At 62.5% G+C, this 20,004-nt stretch carries 22 protein-coding genes; 6 read left to right on the forward strand and 16 right to left on the reverse strand.

Annotation, left to right across the window (positions count from 1 at the left end; translation table 11 throughout):
• The first annotated feature begins 1 nt into the window (after position 1).
• Together ASG07_RS04860 and ASG07_RS04865 are read left to right on the forward strand one after the other, a co-directional pair.
• The gene (locus ASG07_RS04860) at positions 2-3,235 is read left to right on the forward strand and encodes an efflux RND transporter permease subunit (protein WP_055843160.1); all 3,234 of its coding nucleotides are present in this window, start codon (positions 2-4) and stop codon (positions 3,233-3,235) included.
• A 3-nt stretch (positions 3,236-3,238) separates the two neighbouring features.
• Positions 3,239-3,925, forward strand: a complete 687-nt coding sequence (locus ASG07_RS04865) for a ZIP family metal transporter (protein ID WP_031393017.1) — start codon at positions 3,239-3,241, stop codon at positions 3,923-3,925.
• 243 nt (positions 3,926-4,168) lie between these two features.
• Here the strand turns inward: ASG07_RS04865 and ASG07_RS04870 are convergent, their stop codons facing one another.
• From ASG07_RS04870 to ASG07_RS04935, 14 genes are all read right to left on the reverse strand, one after another.
• Positions 4,169-4,357, reverse strand: a complete 189-nt coding sequence (locus tag ASG07_RS04870) for a hypothetical protein (RefSeq protein WP_041394287.1) — start codon at positions 4,355-4,357, stop codon at positions 4,169-4,171.
• Positions 4,358-4,808: 451 nt separating this feature from the next.
• Positions 4,809-5,567, reverse strand: coding sequence for an arsenical resistance protein ArsH (gene arsH / locus ASG07_RS04875; RefSeq protein WP_031393242.1), 759 nt, complete (start codon positions 5,565-5,567; stop codon positions 4,809-4,811).
• Positions 5,567-5,890, reverse strand: coding sequence for a YnfA family protein (locus tag ASG07_RS04880; protein ID WP_031393241.1), 324 nt, complete (start codon positions 5,888-5,890; stop codon positions 5,567-5,569). The genes arsH and ASG07_RS04880 overlap by 1 nt, the downstream gene beginning before the upstream one ends.
• Complete coding sequence (locus tag ASG07_RS04885; RefSeq protein WP_055843162.1) at positions 5,887-7,173, reverse strand: arsenic transporter; 1,287 nt, start codon at positions 7,171-7,173, stop codon at positions 5,887-5,889. The genes ASG07_RS04880 and ASG07_RS04885 overlap by 4 nt, the downstream gene beginning before the upstream one ends.
• Positions 7,173-7,601 carry an arsenate reductase (glutaredoxin) gene (arsC, locus tag ASG07_RS04890; protein WP_082445493.1) on the reverse strand — a complete coding sequence of 143 codons (429 nt, stop codon included), beginning with the start codon at positions 7,599-7,601 and terminating at the stop codon, positions 7,173-7,175. Before arsC ends, ASG07_RS04885 begins: the two co-directional genes overlap by 1 nt.
• 11 nt (positions 7,602-7,612) lie before the next feature.
• Positions 7,613-7,945, reverse strand: a complete 333-nt coding sequence (locus ASG07_RS04895) for an ArsR/SmtB family transcription factor (protein ID WP_055763316.1) — start codon at positions 7,943-7,945, stop codon at positions 7,613-7,615.
• A gap of 173 nt (positions 7,946-8,118) precedes the next feature.
• Positions 8,119-8,562, reverse strand: coding sequence for a DUF411 domain-containing protein (locus tag ASG07_RS04900; protein WP_055763320.1), 444 nt, complete (start codon positions 8,560-8,562; stop codon positions 8,119-8,121).
• A gap of 54 nt (positions 8,563-8,616) precedes the next feature.
• The gene (locus ASG07_RS04905) at positions 8,617-9,006 is read right to left on the reverse strand and encodes a DUF305 domain-containing protein (protein ID WP_235516307.1); all 390 of its coding nucleotides are present in this window, start codon (positions 9,004-9,006) and stop codon (positions 8,617-8,619) included.
• Positions 9,007-9,042: 36 nt separating this feature from the next.
• The gene (locus tag ASG07_RS04910; protein WP_055763323.1) at positions 9,043-9,795 is read right to left on the reverse strand and encodes a PepSY domain-containing protein; all 753 of its coding nucleotides are present in this window, start codon (positions 9,793-9,795) and stop codon (positions 9,043-9,045) included.
• A complete protein-coding gene (locus tag ASG07_RS04915) occupies positions 9,786-10,997 on the reverse strand; it encodes a copper resistance protein B (protein WP_055843164.1) in 1,212 nt (403 codons plus the stop codon). The genes ASG07_RS04910 and ASG07_RS04915 overlap by 10 nt, the downstream gene beginning before the upstream one ends.
• Complete coding sequence (locus ASG07_RS04920; protein WP_055843166.1) at positions 10,994-12,931, reverse strand: copper resistance system multicopper oxidase; 1,938 nt, start codon at positions 12,929-12,931, stop codon at positions 10,994-10,996. Before ASG07_RS04920 ends, ASG07_RS04915 begins: the two co-directional genes overlap by 4 nt.
• Before the next feature lie 43 nt (positions 12,932-12,974).
• Positions 12,975-13,568, reverse strand: a complete 594-nt coding sequence (locus tag ASG07_RS04925; protein ID WP_055763333.1) for an RNA polymerase sigma factor — start codon at positions 13,566-13,568, stop codon at positions 12,975-12,977.
• Positions 13,565-14,005: a periplasmic heavy metal sensor gene (locus tag ASG07_RS04930; RefSeq protein ID WP_055763336.1), complete on the reverse strand. Its 441-nt coding sequence runs from the start codon at positions 14,003-14,005 to the stop codon at positions 13,565-13,567. The genes ASG07_RS04925 and ASG07_RS04930 overlap by 4 nt, the downstream gene beginning before the upstream one ends.
• Positions 14,002-14,274: a hypothetical protein gene (locus ASG07_RS04935; protein WP_055763369.1), complete on the reverse strand. Its 273-nt coding sequence runs from the start codon at positions 14,272-14,274 to the stop codon at positions 14,002-14,004. Before ASG07_RS04935 ends, ASG07_RS04930 begins: the two co-directional genes overlap by 4 nt.
• A gap of 122 nt (positions 14,275-14,396) precedes the next feature.
• Here ASG07_RS04935 and copC point away from each other — a divergent pair, with 122 nt between their 5' ends.
• The 4 genes from copC (at position 14,397) to ASG07_RS04955 (ending at position 18,680) form a co-directional block, all read left to right on the forward strand.
• Complete coding sequence (gene copC / locus ASG07_RS04940) at positions 14,397-14,768, forward strand: copper homeostasis periplasmic binding protein CopC (RefSeq protein ID WP_055763339.1); 372 nt, start codon at positions 14,397-14,399, stop codon at positions 14,766-14,768.
• A 1-nt stretch (position 14,769) separates the two neighbouring features.
• Positions 14,770-15,699 (forward strand): copper homeostasis membrane protein CopD, encoded by a 930-nt coding sequence (gene copD, locus ASG07_RS04945; RefSeq protein WP_055763342.1) that lies wholly within the window; start codon positions 14,770-14,772, stop codon positions 15,697-15,699.
• 318 nt (positions 15,700-16,017) lie between these two features.
• Positions 16,018-18,300, forward strand: a complete 2,283-nt coding sequence (locus ASG07_RS04950; protein ID WP_200909707.1) for a heavy metal translocating P-type ATPase — start codon at positions 16,018-16,020, stop codon at positions 18,298-18,300.
• On the forward strand, positions 18,297-18,680 hold the full coding sequence (locus ASG07_RS04955) for a MerR family DNA-binding protein (protein ID WP_055763348.1): 384 nt from the start codon (positions 18,297-18,299) through the stop codon (positions 18,678-18,680). Before ASG07_RS04950 ends, ASG07_RS04955 begins: the two co-directional genes overlap by 4 nt.
• Positions 18,681-18,901: 221 nt before the next feature.
• On the opposite strand, the gene ASG07_RS04960 is transcribed toward ASG07_RS04955, so the two are convergent.
• Positions 18,902-19,474 (reverse strand): PIN domain-containing protein, encoded by a 573-nt coding sequence (locus ASG07_RS04960; protein ID WP_055763351.1) that lies wholly within the window; start codon positions 19,472-19,474, stop codon positions 18,902-18,904.
• Positions 19,474-19,956 (reverse strand): helix-turn-helix domain-containing protein, encoded by a 483-nt coding sequence (locus ASG07_RS04965; RefSeq protein ID WP_055763354.1) that lies wholly within the window; start codon positions 19,954-19,956, stop codon positions 19,474-19,476. The genes ASG07_RS04960 and ASG07_RS04965 overlap by 1 nt, the downstream gene beginning before the upstream one ends.
• Positions 19,957-20,004: the final 48 nt, after the last annotated feature.

Genomic DNA, 20,004 nt, shown 5'->3' on the forward strand with positions numbered 1-20,004 from the left:
CATGATCGGTCGCATCGTCACCCTATCCGTCGAGAAGCGCTGGCTCGTCCTGCTTCTCACCATCGCGGCTGCATTGCTCGGAATTGGCGCGCTGCGTCAGCTTCCGATCGACGCCGTACCCGACATCACCAACAACCAGGTGCAGATCAACGTCGTTGCTCCTGCCCTCTCTCCCGATCAGATCGAGAAGCAGGTTGCGTTCACGGTCGAAACCGCGCTCGCTGGCATTCCCGGCCTTGATTATACTCGATCGCTAAGCCGCAATGGCTTTGCCCAGATCACAGCGGTGTTCACCGAGAAGACCGATATCTACTTTGCGCGGGCGCAGGTCGCGGAACGCCTGCGAACCGCTGAGGAAGACCTTCCCGAAGGTGTGAACCCCGAGATGGGGCCGATCGCCACGGGCCTTGGCGATATCTTCATGTGGACGGTCGAATATCGCGAGCTGGATCAGGTCCATCACCGCAACGGCGAACCCGGCCTGCAACGCGATGCCAGCTATATCACCCCCGAGGGGGATCACCTCGTCAGTGACGCCGACAAGGCGACCTACCTGCGCACTGTGCAGGATTGGATCGTCACGCCGCAGCTAAAAAGCACGGCCGGGCTTGCCGGCGTCGACTCCCTTGGTGGCTACACCAAGGAATATCTCGTCGTTCCAGACGTACAGCGCATGGCAGCGATGCGGCTAACGCTTCAGGATCTAACGACCGCCCTTCAGCGCAGCAATACCAGCGCGGGCGCGGGCGTGGTCAACCGCAACGGCGAAGGGCTGGCGGTTCGATCGGATGGGCGTGTCCGCAACGCCGACGAGCTGGCCCGTACCGTCGTTGCCACCCGCGAGAGCGTTCCGATCCTGCTCAACCAGATTGCGACCGTTCGCACCGGACAAGGGCTGCGCATGGGATCGGCGTCGGAAAACGGCCATGAGGTTGTCGTCGGGACCGCGGTCATGCGGATCGGGGAAAATAGCCGCACGGTATCGACTGGCGTTGCCGAACGGCTGACGCAGATCGGCCGCTCGTTGCCGGTCGATGTGGTTGTGAAGCCGGTGATGAACCGGACCGAGCTTGTGAACTCCACAATTTCGACGGTTGCCCGCAACCTTGCCGAAGGTGCGGTGCTGGTGATCGTCGTCCTGTTTGCGCTGCTTGGCAATTTCCGTGCGGCGCTGATCGCGGCCTGCGTCATTCCGATTACGATGCTGCTGACCAGCATCGGCATGTTGGAGGCGGGCGTTTCGGCCAATCTGATGAGCCTTGGTGCGCTCGACTTTGGTCTGATCGTGGATGGCGCGGTCATTATCGTGGAGAACGCATTACGGCGTTTGGGCGAGGCGCAGCATGGTCGCGATGACGTGCTGACGATCGAGCAACGTCTCGGGATTGTCGCGGCATCGGCGCGCGAGATGATCCGCCCATCGGTGTACGGGCAGGCTATTATCATCTTGGTCTATGCGCCGTTGCTCACCTTCACGGGTGTCGAAGGCAAGATGTTCGAGCCGATGGCGCTCACCGTCATCATTGCTTTGGTGTTCGCCTTCATCCTGTCGCTGACCTTCATACCGGCAGCGATTGCGATCTGGCTCAGCAAGCGGGTCGAGGAGAAGGAAAGCCGCGTCGTCACGTTCCTCCGGCAGCGCTATGAGCCGGGACTTGATGCGGCGATGCGCCGGCCCACCCTTACCATCGGCGTTGCGATCGGTGCGCTGGCGCTTGCCGGGGCAGCTTTCACGACATTGGGGCAAGAGTTCTTGCCGCAGCTCGATGAGGGCAACATTCTCGTGCAGGCAGTTCGCATCCCCGGCACATCGGTCGATCAGAGCCAGACAATGCAATTCCAGGTGGAAAAGGCACTCGCCAAGGCCCCTGAGGTCCGTTTCGCCTTCTCCCGCACCGGCACGTCCGAAATCGCATCGGACCCAATGCCGCCTAACGCGACTGACACGTTTGTCATCTTGAAGCCGAAGAAGGAGTGGCCCGACCCCGGCCTGTCCAAGGAAGAGCTGGTGGAGCGGCTGGAAAAGCGCCTCTCCACCCTGCCGGGCAACGCCTATGAGATCACCCAGCCAATCCAGATGCGATTCAACGAGCTGATTGCAGGCGTGCGCGGCGATATCGCGATCAAGGTCTTTGGCGATGACTTTGGCGAGATGAACGCGACCGCAGATCGGATCGCCGGCATCCTTCGAAAGACGCGGGGTGCAGCAGACGTGCGGGTCGAACAAACCGAAGGTTTGCCGATGCTCGATATCCGGCCGAACCGTACCGCCATGTCCCGCGTCGGGGTAACGGCCGGTGACGTGCAGGACACGGTTGCCGCAGCCATTGGCGGCCGACAGGCTGGCGTGATCTTTGAAGGCGATCGTCGCTTCCCCGTCGTGATCCGGATGGCAGAAAGCTCACGATCCGATTTGACGGCGGTTGCTCAGGTGCCGGTGCCGACCGGCAGTGGCGGCTTCGTACCGCTATCGACTGTGGCGGATATCGCCGTGGTCGATGGTCCCAACCAGATCAGTCGCGAGAACGGCAAGCGGCGTGTCGTGGTGCAGGCCAACGTGCGCGATCGAGACGTGGCGGGTGTCGTGGCTGATGCCCGGTCAGCCATCGACGCTCAGGTGAAATTGCCGCCCGGCACGTATCTCGAATGGGGCGGTCAGTTCGAGAACCTGGCATCTGCCCGCGATCGGCTCAGCGTTGTGGTGCCGATCTGCTTCGTGGTCATCATGTTCCTGCTCTACGGCGCGCTTGGTTCCGTCAGGGATGCGTTGATCGTGTTTACCGGCGTTCCGCTGGCGTTGGTCGGAGGCATCCTTGCGCTGGTGCTAAGAGGCATGCCGTTCTCCATTTCAGCGGCAGTCGGCTTCATCGCGCTATCGGGTGTCGCGGTTCTCAACGGGCTGGTCATGGTGTCGTCCATCCATGATCTGATGCGGCAAGGCATGGATCGTGCGGTAGCGGCGCATCAAGGCGCTCTGGCGCGGCTCCGGCCGGTTGCGATGACGGCGCTCGTCGCATCGCTTGGCTTTGTGCCGATGGCACTTGGTCATGGTGCTGGAGCCGAGGTGCAAAAGCCGCTGGCGACCGTCGTCATTGGTGGCCTGATATCCGCAACCTTGCTCACCTTGTTCGTGCTGCCGACGCTCTACGCTCGTTTCGGACGGCGCGAGCTGCCAGCCCCATCAGGGGGACACATCGAACTGCCGCCTTTGAATCATGACAGCGTGAGGGCTTAAGCTATGCAGGCCGTTGCCTTCACGCTCATTCCCGTCGTCGCCGTACTGATCGGCTCGCTATTCGCGGTATCGAGACGGCCAAGTGATGCCTTCGTAAGCGCTATGCAGCACTTGGCGGCAGGCGTCGTGTTCGCCGCAGCGGCAGCCGAGATCTTGCCCCAGGTGATGCACGAAGGTTCACCGATCGCGACATTCACAGGCGGCGCGCTTGGCATTCTCGTGATGCTGTCGCTCAAAGCTCTTGAGGGTCGCGCCAGTGGCCCGATCGCTATGTTGGGCGCGGTCGCAGTGGATATCCTGATCGACGGGCTTGTTCTCGGGTTGGCGTTCGTCGCTGGCGGGAAGGCCGGCGTGTTGCTGACGATCGCGTTGACGTTGGAGGTGCTGTTTCTCGGACTGACCGTGACGACCGAGTTGGGCGAGACGATCAAGTCCAAGGCGCGGATCATCGCGATTACGATGGGGATCGCCTTGTTGCTGCCGATCGGTGCGGCGATAGCGACTCCCGTTGCGACGTTTCCGCCCGTCGTGATCGCCGGGTTTCTCAGTTTCGGTCTGATGGCGCTGCTCTACCTCGTGACGGAAGAGCTGTTGGTTGAGGCACACGAGAAGCCGGACACTCCGCTTATCAGCGCGATGTTTTTCATCGGGTTTTTGGGCCTGCTCCTGATCGAGGAGGTATTGGGCTGACCGCTCGACGTGGAACGTCTTGGACCGATAATGATGACGCCGAGCTTCGTCGGCGTATCGAGGCCAAGCAGACTCTGGCGGTAATCGCGCGCGAGATGGGACGAACGATGGATGCGGTTCGGGGGAGAGCCTCAACCCTGAAGGTAACTCTCCGCTCGTCGCAGCGACCGTGGCGGGACGGCGTGCCGCGCCGAGTAGACGTAGACTAGAAAAATAGGGGCGGTTGCCCGCCCCTATCCAGCTTCAGCCGTGCTTCATGCCGCCCTTAGCATGATCGCAGCAGTCCGCGGCCTTGGCTTTTGCGCCATCCTTGCAGCAGTCCGCACCGTCCTTGCAGCACGCCATGTCGGCGCAGCAATTGGCGACAGCGGCGAATGCGCCAGTCGACAGAGTGAGGGCGAAGGCAGCGCTGATGAGCTTAAACTTGGTCATGATATTCTCCGAAACTTACGTGTGATGATGTTCAATTTCACACGGTTTGCGGAGGGGGTGTGGCCGGAGCGTATGCCACGCCTAAAAGGCCCGTCTGTGGAGCTGGCCATGGCGATAGACGGGAGGACGGAACCAGCTCGATATGTTCGACGGTTTCGCCGGCAACTGCAACGCACGGTATAGCGCAAGCCGACGCAGGCGCCTTTTTGATGGGAGCGCCTGCTGATTTGCTGGCGCAGTCCATCATCGCGGACGCAGCCGGAGGCGCGGCCATCGCCATCGTCTCGCAGAGCGGGCCAAGCCGGACCAGCAACATCACGGCCAGGACGAAAAACGCCATGGAATGCAATATCTTGGACAGTGGGCGAGCCCGGCGTTTCATTGGATGCATCTAGAAGCACACTCAGTGATGCACAATGTCGCAGGAGCGGTTTGCCACACTAAGCGGACTTTACTGGCCTTTCCGATACGTTGGTGAGGTTGCGATGCTCGAAAGGTCCGTGGCGCTATCGATCGGCATACCTGCCTCCTTTCGCTCGGAATAGCGATCGACAAGCTGCGTGGTGTGCGGGCGTAGCAGGACCGTGAAGCGCACCAGCTCCTCCATCACATCCACGATCCGATCGTAATAACTGGACGGCTTCATCCGACCGGCGTCGTCAAACTCCGCAAACGCCTTGGCTACGCTGGATTGGTTGGGGATCGTCACCATTCGCATCCAACGGCCGAGGACGCGCAGGGTGTTCACGCTGTTGAACGACTGCGATCCCGCCGACACCTGCATGACGGCAAGCGTGCGGCCTTGCGTTGGGCGCATGCCGCCCATCGACAGCGGCAGGTGATCGACTTGCAGCTTCATGATGCCAGTAATCTGGCCATGCCGCTCGGGGCTGCACCACACATGCCCCTCCGACCACATCGACAGTTCGCGCAGCTCGTGAACGGCCGGGTGGTCGTCCCCCGTCACCTGATCGGGCAACGGCAACGTCGAAGGATCGAAGATCCGCGTTTCGCAGCCGAAGAATTGCAGCAGGCGAGCAGCTTCCTCGACGCATAGCCGCGAAAAGGATCGCTCCCGCAGGGAGCCGTAGAGCAACAGTATGCGCGGAGGTGGATCACCAGCGCCCAGCCCAAGGGCAGGACGATCGAGCGCATAGCGCCGATCAAGCGCGGGCAGATTATCAGGATCGGAGAGAGTGCGGAGCGGCATCAGGCGGTCCTTGGGCCAAGCAGAATGATACAGGTGCCGATCAGGCAAAGTGCAGCTCCACCCGCGTCCCAGCGATCGGGCCTTACCCCTTCGACAGCCCAGAGCCAGATCAGCGATGCGCAGATGTAGACGCCGCCATAGGCAGCATAGGCCCTCCCCGCTGCGTCGCTATCCACGCGTGTCAGTAGCCAGGCGAACAGCATAAGTGAGACCACGCCCGGAGCCAGCCACAGAGGCGATTTGTCCAGCCGCAACCATGCCCAAAAGGCAAAGCACCCTGCGATTTCCGCAAGCGACGCGGCAAGATAGACGAGTGCCGTCATACCATGCTGATCCTGATCGCGAGTGCCGCGAGCGTTACCAGCAGCACCGGGATCGTTAGTGTCGCACCAACCTTGAAGTAATAGCCCCAGCCAATCCGGATGCCCTTTTGCCCGAGGACGTGCAGCCAGAGCAGCGTCGCGAGCGAGCCAATCGGTGTGATTTTCGGGCCAAGGTCGCACCCGATCACGTTGGCGTAAATCATGGCTTCCTTGATCGCGCCCGTGGCGTGCGTCGCGTCGATCGACAGCGCACCCACCAGAACGGTCGGCATGTTGTTCATCACCGACGACAGCAGCGCGGCAATGATCCCGGTGCCGAACGCCGCACCCCAAACGCCGCCTTGCGCGGTGCGATCGAGCAGGCCGGCAAGATGGTCGGTCAGTCCGGCATTCCGCAGGCCATAGACGACCAGGTACATGCCGAGCGAGAAGATCACGACCTGCCACGGCGCGCCGGCCAGCACCTTGCGCGTCTGGATGACATGGCCGCGCGCGGCGATGACCAGCAAGAGCACGGCACCGGCAGCAGCGACGGCGCTGACCGGCACGCCGATAGGTTCGAGCAAGAAGAAGCCGGCGAGCAGCAGGGCGAGGACGACCCAGCCCGCCTTGAATGTGGCATGGTCACGGATCGCATCAGCGGGCGCGCGGAGCTGCGCCACATCGTAGCTGGCGGGTATGTCGCGCCGGAAGAACAGCAGCAGCACGACCAGCGTCGCGGCGATCGACGCCAGATCGACCGGCACCATCACCGAGGCATAATCGGCAAAGCCGATCCGGAAGAAGTCGGCCGACACGATGTTGACGAGGTTGGAGACGATCAGCGGCAGGCTTGCGGTATCGGCAATGAACCCCGCCGCCATGACGAACGCCAGCGTCGCCTTGTCCTTGTATCCCAGGGCCCTCAGCATCGCGATGACGATCGGCGTCAGGATCAGCGCGGCGCCGTCATTGGCGAACAGCGCCGACACCGCCGCCCCGAGCAGGACGATCAGCACGAACAGCCGACGACCATGCCCCCCGCCCCAGCGCGCAACGTGGAGCGCCGCCCATTCGAAGAACCCGGCTTCATCGAGCAACAGGCTGACGATGATGATCGCGACGAACGTCGCGGTCGCGTTCCAGACGATGCCCCACACCACCGGCACGTCAGAGAGCGAAACGACCCCGACGAGTAGCGCGACGGCCGCGCCGCCTAGCGCGCTCCAGCCGATGCCCAGGCCCTTGGGCTGCCAGATGACGAGCGCGATCGTGACGACGAAGATAGCGAACGCGAGCAGCATCAGGCGATGCGCTGGCCCGAAGCATCCACAACCTGTTCGCCGTCTTCCTTGGCAAACGCGCCCTGTTGGGCATCAGGCAGCAGATCGAGGACCGCTTCGGACGGTCGGCACAGCTTCACGCCGAGCGGCGAGACGACCAGCGGCCGGTTAATGAGGACCGGATGCGCCATCATCGCGTCCACCAGCGTGTCGTCTGACAGCGCATCGTCACCAAGGCCCAGCTCCGCATAGGGCGTCCCCTTCTCGCGTAGCAGATCGCGGGGCGTGATCCCGGCGCGGTCGATCAGCTCGACCAGCAACACGCGCGAGGGTGGGGTTTTCAGATATTCGATGACGTGCGGCTCGATGCCAGCATTGCGGATCATCGCCAGCGTGTTGCGCGACGTGCCGCACTCGGGGTTGTGATAGATCACGATATCGACGGCCACGGGGCGTCCTTTCAGCAGCAGGGGGTGAGTTCGGCCAGGAGCGGCGCACACAGTTCAGGCGAGCCGGCACAGCAATCCTTGACGAGGAACAGCGTTAGCGCGCGCAGCCCGTCTAGATCGGCACGGTAAATAATCGACCGGCTATGCCGTTCCGAGCGCACGATGCCGGCGCGCGCGAGAATGCCGAGGTGCGCGGACATGGTGTTCTGCGGCACGTCGAGCTGACGGGCAATTTCACCCGCCGCCATGCCGTCCGGTTCGTGGCGAACCAGCAGGCGAAACACGTCGAGGCGTGTGCCTTGCGCGAGCGCACCAAGCGCAATGATAGCCGAATCGTTATCCATGCATCCGGCATAGCGGATATGTTAAGTTATGAAAGCTCTCACGATCTTCAAACCACTATCGATTCCGACAACGCCCTGCACCGACATGAAAGCGGCAGGCGTAAAGACCATGCCGGCCACGACATGTCGGGCATGAAAAGTAAATGGGAGGGAGGCGTCCGCGCCTCCCTCTTTTAATGGCGGGCGAACACCTTGCGTCCGGTTGGTCCGAACGCGATCACCTCATAGGGCTGTGCGTTCATGCCCGGCATTTCCATGCCAGGTGATCCCACCGGCATACCCGGCACGGCAAGCCCGTTTACGCCTTTGGGATGCTGGGCAAGCACCCGTTTCATGTCGGCAATCGGTACATGGCCCTCAAATGCCATACCGTCGACTACCGCGGTGTGACATGAACTGAGGTCGGCGGGGACACCCATCTTGCGCTGAAGCACATCGCGGTGAGCGTCATCGATGATCTGCACGTTGCGCCCGAACTGCTGACGGACCTGCTTGGCCCACTGCTCGCAACAGCCGCACCCTGGATCGCGGTGCATGGCAATGCTGTTCGCCGCTAAGGCCACAGCCGGGGTCATCATCGCTGCGGCGACGATCGCACTCCGGATCGTAAACTTCATTGCTAAACTCCTTTGGTGAAGCCCCGCCCGGGGGCGGGGTTCCTGCCAGCGGCCTTATTGGGCGCGCTTGCCATGCGACTTGAGCCAGCCCTGAAGCTCGGCGATGTCCTTTTCCTGCTTCGTAATGGTCATCTGCGCCATCCGCTTCGTGTCGGCATCCTTCGCGTCCCGAAGCGCCACGCGCGACATGGTAACGGCTCCACGATGATGTTCGATCATCTTGCGGGTCCACATCTCCGATGCGTCTCCCTGCTTCGCGGCCATCATCTTCTGATGCATGTCCATCTCGGATGCGGCGTAAGGATTGCCCGGATCATTCATCATCTTGGAATGATCCATTCCCTGCATCTGGCTATGATCCATGCCCGCCATACTGCTCTGTGCGGCAAGCGGACTGGCGGCGAGCGCTGCGGCTAACATGCCGATCGTGGTAATGGTCTTCATAGTCGTTCTCCCGAGGTATCCCCCACCTAGAGAGAGTTACGCGGCAACGTCGTGCACCCCTTGGACTTTTCTTTGCCTGCGGCGCGGCCAGCGCATGTAGAGCAGCACCACGCCTGCCACCGCAAGGGCTAGCCCCCCAGCTGCAAATGCCATCATCCAAGGGGTGTTGAAGTTCTCATGGTTTTTCCAGTCCATGATGTGGAGGCCCCAGAAAAAATCATAGAGCCGCCACGTACCCGTTCGGACACCGACAATCCTACCGTTCTCCGGTGACACGAACACGCGCGTCGTCTCGGCGTCCTCGAACTCCACACGCCAGACCGGCAGTTTGCCACGAAACTCCGTGCTCGCTGTTCGAGCAAACATGACGGACGCAACAGGGACACCGGGGCCGCGATATGCCGCGCGTGCAACTCGTAGCGCAAAGGGCGCATCGATACGCTGCATCGGCAAACCGGTCCGGGCGTCGTGCATCCGGACCGTGCCGTTAGCCATCGTCAACTCGGCGACGGGTTGTCCGAACAAGGTCGTGTAGCGCAGTTCGCGCACCGGGCCGGGGGCAGCGCCCAACACCGATGCCGGGGAAGCAAACTCCTGAGCCGGATCGATCGTCGCCGTGTTCTCGCGTGCAACGAGGTGTTCTCCTCGTACCCGCTCGATCGGCAGGATGCTCATCAACAAGCCGCTGGAGAACCAGAGCAGTAGCTGCACCCCGATAATCAGTGCCAGCCAGCGATGAAGCTTGCTGGCACCGACATGAAGGCGGAGCCTGCCGCTCCTCAGAACCAGGTCCTCACGCCGGCAACGAAGCTGAAGCCGCCCGTGTCATCACCGCGTGCTCTCGTGAAGCGTGCCGTGTCGCCGAATTGCCTTTCCCACGACACGCCGATGTAGGGCGCAAACTCACGCGACTTTTCGTAGCGCAGCCTGAGCCCGAGTTCGAGGTCCGTAAGCCCCGATCCGATGCCGTCCTGGCGCACGTCTTGGGCTGCAAAGTTGGCTTCCACGCGAGGCTGAAGGACGAAGAATTGTGTCACTCGCTCGTCGTACCATGCCTCGGCTCGGCCAAGCACGTCGCCCTTGTCAGAAAGGAACAGTGCCCCCTCGACGTCGAACCAATAGGGCGCAAGCCCCTCGATCCCGACCGTCGCGTAGGTGCGAGAAGGGTTCGGCTTGAAGTCGTAGCGGACGCCCGCCTGAAGGTTCCAATAGGGATCGAGCGCACGGCTGTAGAGCGCCTGCACCTCGGCCGCTTCGAGCGGTTTGCCAAATGTGCCCTCGCCTTCGCTCTTCAGGGTGAGACGGTTGATGTCTCCCCCGATCCAAGCCTCGCCATCCCATCGATAGCCGTCCCCGCCTTTGCGCGCCTGATACTCGGCAAGGTTGAAGAGCACTTGGTAGTAGGTCATTCCGCCATGCTCGCGGCGCAGGTCGCGGTTGGCATCGCTCATGGCTGCCTCGCCGTAATAGCGAGACGCTGCCAGCACCGGAGATGGTGCAGGCGCGGGCGCATTGCCCGACTTCAGGTCTGTACCGACAGGCACGGTCGCCATTCCCGGCATTGAAGACATGTCATGCTGCGTTGGCTGGCCGGGTGCCATATCCATGCCGGGCATCGCCGACATATCATGGCCGGTGTGCTCGCCTGTTGCGGTAGCCGGAGCAGGGTTCATGCCTGACATTTGGGACATGTCGTGGCCGGCGTGCGGATCGGCCGCGTTCGCACCGCTCATGTCCATGCCGGGCATCGTGTGTTCGGCATGTGGATCGGCTGCAGGCTTGGAGGGACGCTTTGCCGGGACCTTCCTAGTCGCTGCCTTCTTGGCAGGGGCCCGCTTTGTGGCCGGTCTCGATCTAGCGGTCGGTTTTTTCGCCGGCATTTTCATGCCCGGCATGCTCATGCCCGGCATCATTGAATGGTCCATCGTCTGCGCCGTGGCAGGTGCCGTGGCGACCAGCGCGCCGATCCCGGCGAGAAGCAGCGCCTTCATGCCGCCTCTCCCTTCGCCGAACGGACCTGGACGACCTGCATCATGCCCGCGTGCATGTGGTAGAGCATGTGGCAGTGGAATGCCCAATCGCCCTCGTTGGCGGTCACGTCCCAACTGACCTTGCCCCCCGGTTGGACCATGACGGTATGCTTTCTCGGGCTGTACGCGCCGTGCCCCGTCACCAATTCGAAGAAGTGGCCGTGCAAGTGGATCGGGTGGCCCATCATCGTGTCGTTGACCAGCGTGACGCGGACGCGCTCGCCAGCAAGAAATGGGATCGGTGCCTTCACCTCGGACAGCTTTTCACCGTCGAGCGCCCACATGTAGCGTTCCATGTTGCCGGTAAGGTGGATCTGCACCTCGCGCGACGGCGCGCGCAGATCGGGATTGCGATCGACCGCGACCAGATCGCGGTAATTCAGCACACGATGCCCGACATTCTCCAGACCCTGACCGGGGTCGCCGGTACGATCCATCGGCATCGGCGAGATGGTCTGGACACCCGGCCCCTTCTTCACGCCCGGCGCTTTCGAAAAGTCGCGCATGTTCATGTCCATGCCCGCCATGCCGCCCATTGCCATACCACCTGCGGCGTCGGGCGCACCTGCCATGCCTGGCATCGTAGCACCCGACTGCATCGCGCCGTGATCCATCCCGGCCATTCCGCCCGCGCCGGCACCGGCAGCACCGTGGTCCATCTGCGCGTGGTCCATCGCAGCGGCGGGCTTTTGAGCCGTGGCCATTGATCCGTGATCCATTCCAGGCATGCCACTATGGTCCATGCCCTGCATCGAACCGCCGCCCGACATATCCATGTTCATGTCCATCCCCATGTCCTTCATGGTGGCGACAGGGCGCTTGCGAAGTGGAGGGACTTCAGCGGCCATGCCTTCGCGGGGGCTTAGCGTTGCGCGCGCCATGCCGGACCTGTCCACGCTCTCACCGACCAGCGTGTAGGCGCGCTCGTCCGATGGAGTGACGATCACGTCGTAGGTCTCGGCCACGCCGATCTGGAACTCGTCGACCTCAACGGGACGGACGTTGAGGCCGTCCGCCTGGACAACGCTCAGCTTCAACCCCGGAATCCGGACGTTGAAGGTCGTCATCGCGGACGCATTGATGACACGCAGCCGCACCCGCTCGCCCGGCCTGAACAGCCCCGTCCAATTGTCCTGCGGCCCATGCCCGTTGACGAGATAGGTGTAGTTTGAACCCGTCACGTCGGCGACGTCGGTCGGGTCCATCCGCATCTTGCCCCAATCGAGGCGATCCTTGAGCGGCTGGTCCTCGCCCTTGAGCAGGCCGGCGAGCGTCTGCTGCTGCCGGTTGAAATAGCCCGACTGCTTCTTGAGCTTCATGAAGATGCGATGCGGGTGGAGCTGGCTGTGGTCGGACAGCACGATAACGTGCTCGCGATCCGACTGGATCGGGTCAACGCCCTTGGGGTCGATCACGATGGGGCCGTAGAGCCCCATCTGCTCCTGCAACCCGGAATGGCTGTGATACCAATAGGTGCCGGCCTGCACGATCGGGAACTCGTAGGTGAAGGTCGTGCGCTTATCGATGCCGGGGAAGGCAACGCCCGGCACGCCGTCCATCTGGAACGGCACGATCAGGCCGTGCCAGTGCAACGAGGTCTGCTCATCAAGACCGTTCTCGACATGCAGCCGCACGGTCTGACCTTCCCGCAGCCGGATCAGCGGTGCGGGCACAGTGCCGTTAATGCCGATGGCGTGGCTCTGCCGTCCGTCGATCATCATCATCTGGTGCGCGACCCGGAGCCGGATTTCATCACCCGATACAGTAGGCAGCGGCTTCACAATACCAGCGGAAACAGGCTGCGCCCATGCCGGCATATATGCCGACAGCGCAACACCGCCTCCTGCAAGAGTGGCACCGCGCAGCAATTGGCGGCGGTCTAGAACGCGCGACATGGTAGCTCCTTGGGATTGAGCCGCTGCCGGCCCGTCTCACCTCTTACGCGTCCCGTGCGCCTACCCCTTGGTTCTCTTTCAAATTTTCGGCGAGGCGCGCGCGAGCCCGATATAGCCTGGTTTCGACCGCCTTCTGGCTGATCCCCAATACATCGGCCGTTTCCGCCTGGCTCAAACCCTCGATCGTGCGGAGCACCAACGGTTCTTTGAGATTCATCGGCAAGGTCGCGATGGCGCGCGTCACTTTGGCAAGTTCCTGCCGATCGGCTGCTGCGTCATCGATTGCTACCTGATCGTCCGCGATCGTCTCGGCCTGTTCGTCGAGCGGTGCGGCAAAGGAGAAAAACCGACGGACCGCGCGCTTCCTTGCCCAATCCCGGCATTTGTTGACGGCGATCGTAGAAAGCCATGCTTTCATCGCCCGCTGTGTATCGTAGCGCGGCATCGCCTGATGCGCCGCGACAAACGTCTCTTGAACCAAATCGAGCGCTTCGTCGGCCTCGCCGACAAAGGCGCGCGCGAGCCGGAATATAGGCTGACGATAGCGACGCATGATTTCGGAGAATGCCGCTTGTCGGCCAGCGATGCTGAGCGTCGCCAGTTCGCCGTCGGACAGGGTGGTCCAATCGAGGCTCACCCCTGGTCGTCGGTGAGCGCCTTCACCACCGCAGCATCGAATTGGGGGGTCTGATCCGGGCGCAAAAGCTGCCGCATGGCGAAGATATGCGCCAACGTTGCCTTCTGTAACTCGCCCATCGCCGCATGACTCTGATCGACCGCGGCGGTCACCTTGGGGCCGTTGCCATGCTCGGTCTCAATGGCCTCGGCTAGCCGTGCATTGTCCGCGCGCATTTCCAATTCCAGCGCGTGGCGTTGCACCGCGAACCGGTCCTCTAGGCTTTTCAGCCGGGCCTGCTGATTGCCATCAAGCGCCAGCTTATGGTGCAGGACCTCGTGCAAGGCGGTGCCCGGTTGCTTAGGCTGGGGCAGCAACACGCGCGCAAGAAATACGCCTGCGATAGCCGCGAGGAAGGCCAGTACAACGCAGACGATAAGCCGCTTGGTCGATGTCATGGCTCACCAATCAGCAAGACCGATGGCGCCAGTGGTGATGCGCCCCCGAGCGGCGAAAGCGACACCGCAGGGCTGGCGGTCGCCGGAAGTTCCGCGCCAACCATGCCGATCGCGAGCGCTGCGACCATCACGCCCCCGACGCCCAATCCGGTCAACCGTGCGACGGGCTGCGCACCGATGCGTGCGAACACCTGCGCTTCGATCCCGTCCAGCGATGCCGGCACGGGTGCGCCCGCGAGCCTCGCCAATGTTCTGTCTAGATCGTCCATGCTGTCCACTCCGCGCCTCTACCACTTGTTACGCAGCGATGCCCATCACCCCTCGACTTCCGTCATGAGGGGCGAGCGGCCGGGCCGCGTAGAACAGGCACGAACCTGATCGGAGTATTCCCATGCGTCGCGTCTTCCTTCCTACCGCTGTCGTCCTTCTCGGCCTTGCCGGAGCCGCCCAGGCCCATCCCAAACTCGTATCCGCATCCCCGGCACCGAATGCGATGGTCGCGAAGCCCGCCAATGTCACACTGCGCTTCAGCGAGAAGCTGATGCCCAAGTTTTCCGGTGCGGATCTGATGATGACCGGGCATGGCGGCATGACGCACGCACCAATGAAAGTCGTCGGGACCGCAACTGTCGGCTCGGACGGTCGCACCCTCGTCGTCACGCCCAAGTCGCCGCTCGGCGCGGGTAGCTATAAGCTTGCCTGGCATGTGGTCTCGACCGACACACACCGCATCACCGGAAACTACGCCTTCACGGTGAAGTAAGGTGGAAGCCGACTGGCCGCTGATCGCGGTTCGCTTCGCGCTTTACGTGACGCTGAGCGGGCTGTTCGGCCTCTCGGCATTCGGCCTCTACGGGTTGAAGGTCGGTGAGCGCGGCAACGCGCTTGCCTTCCGCCCTTGGCTGTTCGGGACCGGGCTTCTCGCCCTGCTATTCTCCGGCATAGCGGTCGCGCTGCTCGCAGCCGCGATGGCAGGTGCACCTCCGTGGCCGATCGATCGGGAAGCAGTCGGAATGCTGCTCTCTGACTCCGCAACGGGCACGGCATGGAAAGTACGCATGATCGCGCTCTTGGTGGCGTCTATCGCTGCCCTAATAGCGGCGCGGCGCACGATGCCGCTTGGCTTGGTCGCCATCTTTTCCGGCGTCGCTCTCGCAACGCTCGCCTGGACGGGGCACGGGGCGATGGACGAAGGCGCGACCGGGTGGGTGCATCTGGCGGCCGATATCCTCCATCTCCTGAGCGCTGGTGCGTGGGTGGGAGCGCTGCTCGGGCTTGGGCTGCTGGTGACACGACCAGCGCGGCGCACCGATGCCGCCCACCTCGCACTGACCTATCGAGCGCTGCACGGGTTCGGTCTGACCGGCACGATTGTCGTCGGTACGATCGTCATCACCGGCCTCATCAACGCTTGGCTGTTGGTTGGCCTTGGCAATCTCCCGACCCTCGGCACGACGGTCTACGGCAGGCTCTTGATCGCCAAGCTTGTGCTGTTGGGTGGGATGCTCGGACTCGCTTCCCTTAACCGCTTCCGCTTTACACCGGCATTCGAACGATCGGTGTCAGCAGGCGATTATAAAGGCGCGCTGCGAACCTTGCGAACAAGTCTTGCAGTCGAGGCTTCGTGCGTGGTCGCGATCCTCGTGCTGGTAGGTTGGCTCGGCACGCTCGAACCCCCTGCGTCGGCCATGTAGCTATTGGTTTGAGGGCAATCGAGCTTTGCGACGTAATTTAATTAGGTGCCGTGAGTCGTTGGAAGGGGGGCTTGACCCTGACACGGTGTCAGACCCTACATGCTCTCGGGTTGAAGGAGTTTTTCTATGAACGACCCTGATTTCCACGCCCATTTGGCCGGGGGCTGCGGGTGCTCGAACAAGCAAGCTGATAAAGCTGCTGCGATCGAGCGCGAGGCGGGCGCGTCCTGCTGCTCGTCCTCCAAATCTCCGGCTGTTCCACAAGCTGCCAAGGAAGGATGCTGCTCAGGGAAAGCGGGCGGAGAACCTTCTGCCACAGTGACCGACCCGGTATGCGGCATGACCGTTGATCTGGCAAAAACAGCGCACCATGCCGAGCATGCCGGGCACGAGTATCATTTCTGTAGTGCAGGGTGTCGAACCAAGTTCGTCGCTGACCCTGATGCCTACCTTGGGGCCAAGCCAAAGCCCGAGCCGGTGGCAACCCCGGGAGCGATGTGGACGTGCCCCATGCACCCTGAGATTCGTCGGGAAGGGCCGGGAACGTGCCCCATTTGCGGCATGGCCCTCGAACCGGAAGAGCCGTCGCTCGATGACGGTCCCAATCCAGAACTAGTCGATTTCACCCGGCGTTTGTGGGTAGCAGGAGCGCTCACCGTTCCGCTGCTCATTGTTTCGATGTTCGCCGAGATGTTTGGGCTCCATGTTGTTAGCCCTACCGCTTCGCCTTGGGTCCAACTCGCACTCACTGCGCCAATTGTGCTGTGGGCGGGATGGCCGTTTTTCGAGCGGGGGTGGATGTCGCTTCGCACCCGCCATCTGAATATGTTCACGCTGATCGCGATCGGCGTCGGTGCGGCATTCCTCTACAGCCTGGTCGCAACACTCGCGCCCAGCATCTTCCCTGCGACGTTCCGGATGCACGGGGGCATGGTCCCAGTCTATTACGAAGCTGCCGGCGTCGTCGTGACACTGGTGTTGCTCGGACAGGTTCTCGAATTGCGCGCCAGAGCGGCGACTGGCCGCGCGATACGCGCCCTCATGGACCTCGCTCCCAAGACAGCGCGACGGTTGCGGTCTGACGGGTCAGAGGAAGAAGTCAGCCTTGCCGACGTGGCAACCGGAGATCGGTTGCGGGTCCGCCCCGGCGATGCGATCCCGGTCGATGGCGTGGTGGTCGAGGGTCGCTCCTCGGTCGATGAATCCATGCTCACCGGCGAGCCGGCCCCCGTCCTCAAGGAAGTCGATGCCGCAGTCACGGGGGGGACGGTGAACGGCACGGGCAGCCTCGTTATGGAAGCCGGCGCGGTCGGTTCGGACACGATGCTGGCGCGCATCGTCCGCATGGTCGCGGAAGCGCAGCGCAGCCGTGCCCCGATCCAGGCGGTCGCCGACCGGGTATCGGGCTGGTTCGTACCTTTGGTCGTGCTGATCTCGGTCGCGACCTTCGTGGTGTGGTCGCTGGTCGGTCCCGAGCCACGCATGGGTCACGCCCTTCTTAATGCGATCGCCGTGCTGGTGATCGCCTGCCCGTGCGCGCTCGGGCTCGCGACCCCTATGTCGATTATGGTTGGCACCGGCCGCGGCGCGCAGGCCGGCGTGCTCGTCAAGAATGCCGAAAGCCTACAGGCACTCGATAAGGTCGATACGCTGGTCATCGACAAGACGGGCACGCTAACGGAAGGCAAGCCGTCGCTGGTCGCGATCGAGGCAACCGGCACCGTTGGAGAGAACGACATGCTCGCGCTCGCTGCGGCTGTCGAAGGACAGTCCGAACACCCGCTAGCCCACGCGATCGTCGTCGCCGCCAAGGAACGCGGATTGCAACTCGCCACGGTCGCAGACTTCGCTTCGCAGACCGGCATGGGTGTCAGTGCCACGGTTGGCGGCCGATCGGTGGTGATCGGCAATGCCGCACAAATGAGCCGGGTCGGTGCCGATCCCCAGTCACTCGACGCTTCGGCCGATCGCCATCGGAGCGAGGGAGCCGGCGTCATCCTGATCGCGATCGACGGCGCACTCGCGGGCTTGCTCGCGGTTGCTGACCCGGTGCGCCCTTCGGCGCGCGACGCCATCGCGGCTCTTCGCAAGGAAGGTCTGCGCGTTATCATGCTGACGGGCGACAATCGCGGGACGGCCGATGCGGTTGCGCGCGCCGTGGGCGGCCTGGACGATGTACGCGCCGATCTGCGACCGGAAGATAAGGCGCGGATCATCGGCGAATTGAAAGCTGATGGTGCCAAGGTTGCAATGGCCGGCGACGGTATCAACGACGCCCCGGCGCTGGCCGCTGCCGACGTTGGGCTCGCGATGGGGACGGGAACCGACGTAGCGATAGAAAGCGCGGGCATGACGCTCACACGCGGCGATCTTTCGGCGATCGTGCGCGCGCGCAAGCTCGCCCGTGCGACGATGCGGAACATTCGGCAGAACCTGTTCTTCTCATTCCTGTTCAACGGGGTCGGCGTGCCCGTCGCGGCCGGCGTGCTCTACCCCGTTGCCGGCATCCTTCTGTCACCAATGCTGGCTGGCGCTGCGATGGCCCTCTCTTCCTTCACCGTCGTGCTCAACGCGCTGCGTCTGAACACGGTGAAACTATGAACATCGGGGCGGCGTCGGAGGCCAGCGGCGTCTCGCAACGCATGATCCGCCACTACGAGAAGATCGACCTTGTGCCCGCACCGCTCCGGCGCGGGAGCTACCGGGATTATTCGGAAGTGGACATTCATCGGCTGCGGTTCATCGCCAACGCGCGAGACCTTGGGTTTCCAATCGAGGAGATCCGCACGCTACTCGGCTTGTGGTCGGATCGGGATCGGTCGAGCGCCGAAGTTAAGGCGCTGGCGAAAGCGCGCGCTGCCGAGCTGGGCCGCAAGGCGCGCGCGTTGAAAGCTATGCAATTGGCGCTGATCGACTTGGTTGAGCGCTGTCACGGCGATGATCGCCCGGAGTGCCCAATTATCGAAAGCCTCGCTGAATAATCCGATCGAGCGCGGCGCTTAGCGTGCCGCGCTCTACCGCCTGTGGGCGTTCGCAAGCGGTTCTAGTGTTCTCCCTTCTCGTGTGAAAACGGCTTTTGGGAAAGATCTATCGTTCCCAAAAGACCATCGTTTTCGAGGAAGCTTTGTGTCAAAACCGAACGGTTCTGACGCTTGAGATAGGTCGCCGCCTTTCAAGCGCTTACTGGTGTCAGAACCCTCATTCAGAATAGCTCGACAAGGGGTTGCAGTCGGTGGCTTGCTTGGACCAAATCGCTTTTCCGAAAGCGGTCGAGGTAATCTTCGGCGGTGACAGCGGGATTGTGAAACTGACGGCGTTGGTTTCCGATTGCGGTCAGCGCCTTGGCCGTATCGAGGTCGATGACATTAACGATGAAGTCGTCGGGATGCTTCACCTCGATACCGTGGCGGGCGGCTGCTTCGACCGGAAAATCCTTGAGGTTGTACGTGACAATCGCGTCGGCTCTGCCGTGAATCGCTGCGGCAAGAACATGGACGTCCTTGGGATCAGGCAGTGTCAGGGCAGGCATCAGCGGTTCGTAGCCTTCCACCAGCGCCTCTCCGAAGCTGTCCATGTAGGTCCGCTGGCGTTGGAAATGGTCAGCTGCCAGATCGGCAAACCGTCGCCTTAAGCTTTCCTCCCACTCGGCCAGGATGGCCTCGCTCCAGAGCGGCCGGAACAGCCGGCTGGCGGCGAACCACAAAAGCGCACCCCGCACGATGGAGGGGTGCATGACGTTGGCATCGAGCAGGACGGTGTAGCGGCCGACCAGCATCAGGGACGATCGAGAGGCGTGTGATCGTCGAAGAGGCCAGCTTCCTGATCCAGATCCGCCATTTCCTGCAGGGCCTCATGCCGGGCCGCATCCATGCGGCTGCGGTAGGTCAGCACGTCGCGTCCGAGCAGCTTACGATGCGTGCCGACCATCCGGAACGGCAGATCACCGCGTTCTAAGAGCTTAATGAGGTGTGGACGCGACATGTTGAGCAGGTCGGCTGCTTGGCTAGTTGTAAGCTCTGCCTGTACCGGCACGACAGTGACGGCATGACCGTTGCCGATCTCAACTAGCATCTTGACGATGCTGTTGAACACACCAGACGGCAGGCTGATAACGTCCTCACCTGCCCCTTCTACAGTCAGGTGAATAGGGCGGCTGGAATCTACCCTCGACAGTGCACGCGCGGCGTTACCGGCCGCCTCGATCTCGTGTGCAGTAGGCTCGTAGGCCTCGTCGATATTGAAGGCCACGGCGGCCATGTTTCATCTCCCAGGGCGGAAGCCATCTAGTGACTGCGAGTTGTAAAC

Origin of the sequence: Sphingomonas sp. Leaf343 (assembly GCF_001423765.1) — a bacterium.
Classification (GTDB): Bacteria; Pseudomonadota; Alphaproteobacteria; order Sphingomonadales; family Sphingomonadaceae; genus Sphingomonas.

Bases quoted from the DNA above. Each gene is read 5' to 3' on its own strand.
- ASG07_RS04860 (WP_055843160.1), top strand. From the start codon at position 2: ATGATCGGTCGCATCGTCACCCTATCCGTCGAGAAGCGCTGGCTCGTC.
- ASG07_RS04865 (WP_031393017.1), top strand. From the start codon at position 3,239: ATGCAGGCCGTTGCCTTCACGCTCATTCCCGTCGTCGCCGTACTGATC.
- ASG07_RS04870 (WP_041394287.1), bottom strand. From the start codon at position 4,357: ATGACCAAGTTTAAGCTCATCAGCGCTGCCTTCGCCCTCACTCTGTCG.
- arsH (WP_031393242.1), bottom strand. From the start codon at position 5,567: ATGCCGCTCCGCACTCTCTCCGATCCTGATAATCTGCCCGCGCTTGAT.
- ASG07_RS04880 (WP_031393241.1), bottom strand. From the start codon at position 5,890: ATGACGGCACTCGTCTATCTTGCCGCGTCGCTTGCGGAAATCGCAGGG.
- ASG07_RS04885 (WP_055843162.1), bottom strand. From the start codon at position 7,173: ATGCTGCTCGCGTTCGCTATCTTCGTCGTCACGATCGCGCTCGTCATC.
- ASG07_RS04895 (WP_055763316.1), bottom strand. From the start codon at position 7,945: ATGGATAACGATTCGGCTATCATTGCGCTTGGTGCGCTCGCGCAAGGC.
- ASG07_RS04900 (WP_055763320.1), bottom strand. From the start codon at position 8,562: ATGAAGTTTACGATCCGGAGTGCGATCGTCGCCGCAGCGATGATGACC.
- ASG07_RS04905 (WP_235516307.1), bottom strand. From the start codon at position 9,006: ATGAAGACCATTACCACGATCGGCATGTTAGCCGCAGCGCTCGCCGCC.
- ASG07_RS04915 (WP_055843164.1), bottom strand. From the start codon at position 10,997: ATGAAGGCGCTGCTTCTCGCCGGGATCGGCGCGCTGGTCGCCACGGCA.
- ASG07_RS04920 (WP_055843166.1), bottom strand. From the start codon at position 12,931: ATGTCGCGCGTTCTAGACCGCCGCCAATTGCTGCGCGGTGCCACTCTT.
- ASG07_RS04930 (WP_055763336.1), bottom strand. From the start codon at position 14,005: ATGACATCGACCAAGCGGCTTATCGTCTGCGTTGTACTGGCCTTCCTC.
- ASG07_RS04935 (WP_055763369.1), bottom strand. From the start codon at position 14,274: ATGGACGATCTAGACAGAACATTGGCGAGGCTCGCGGGCGCACCCGTG.
- copC (WP_055763339.1), top strand. From the start codon at position 14,397: ATGCGTCGCGTCTTCCTTCCTACCGCTGTCGTCCTTCTCGGCCTTGCC.
- ASG07_RS04955 (WP_055763348.1), top strand. From the start codon at position 18,297: ATGAACATCGGGGCGGCGTCGGAGGCCAGCGGCGTCTCGCAACGCATG.
- ASG07_RS04960 (WP_055763351.1), bottom strand. From the start codon at position 19,474: ATGCTGGTCGGCCGCTACACCGTCCTGCTCGATGCCAACGTCATGCAC.
- ASG07_RS04965 (WP_055763354.1), bottom strand. From the start codon at position 19,956: ATGGCCGCCGTGGCCTTCAATATCGACGAGGCCTACGAGCCTACTGCA.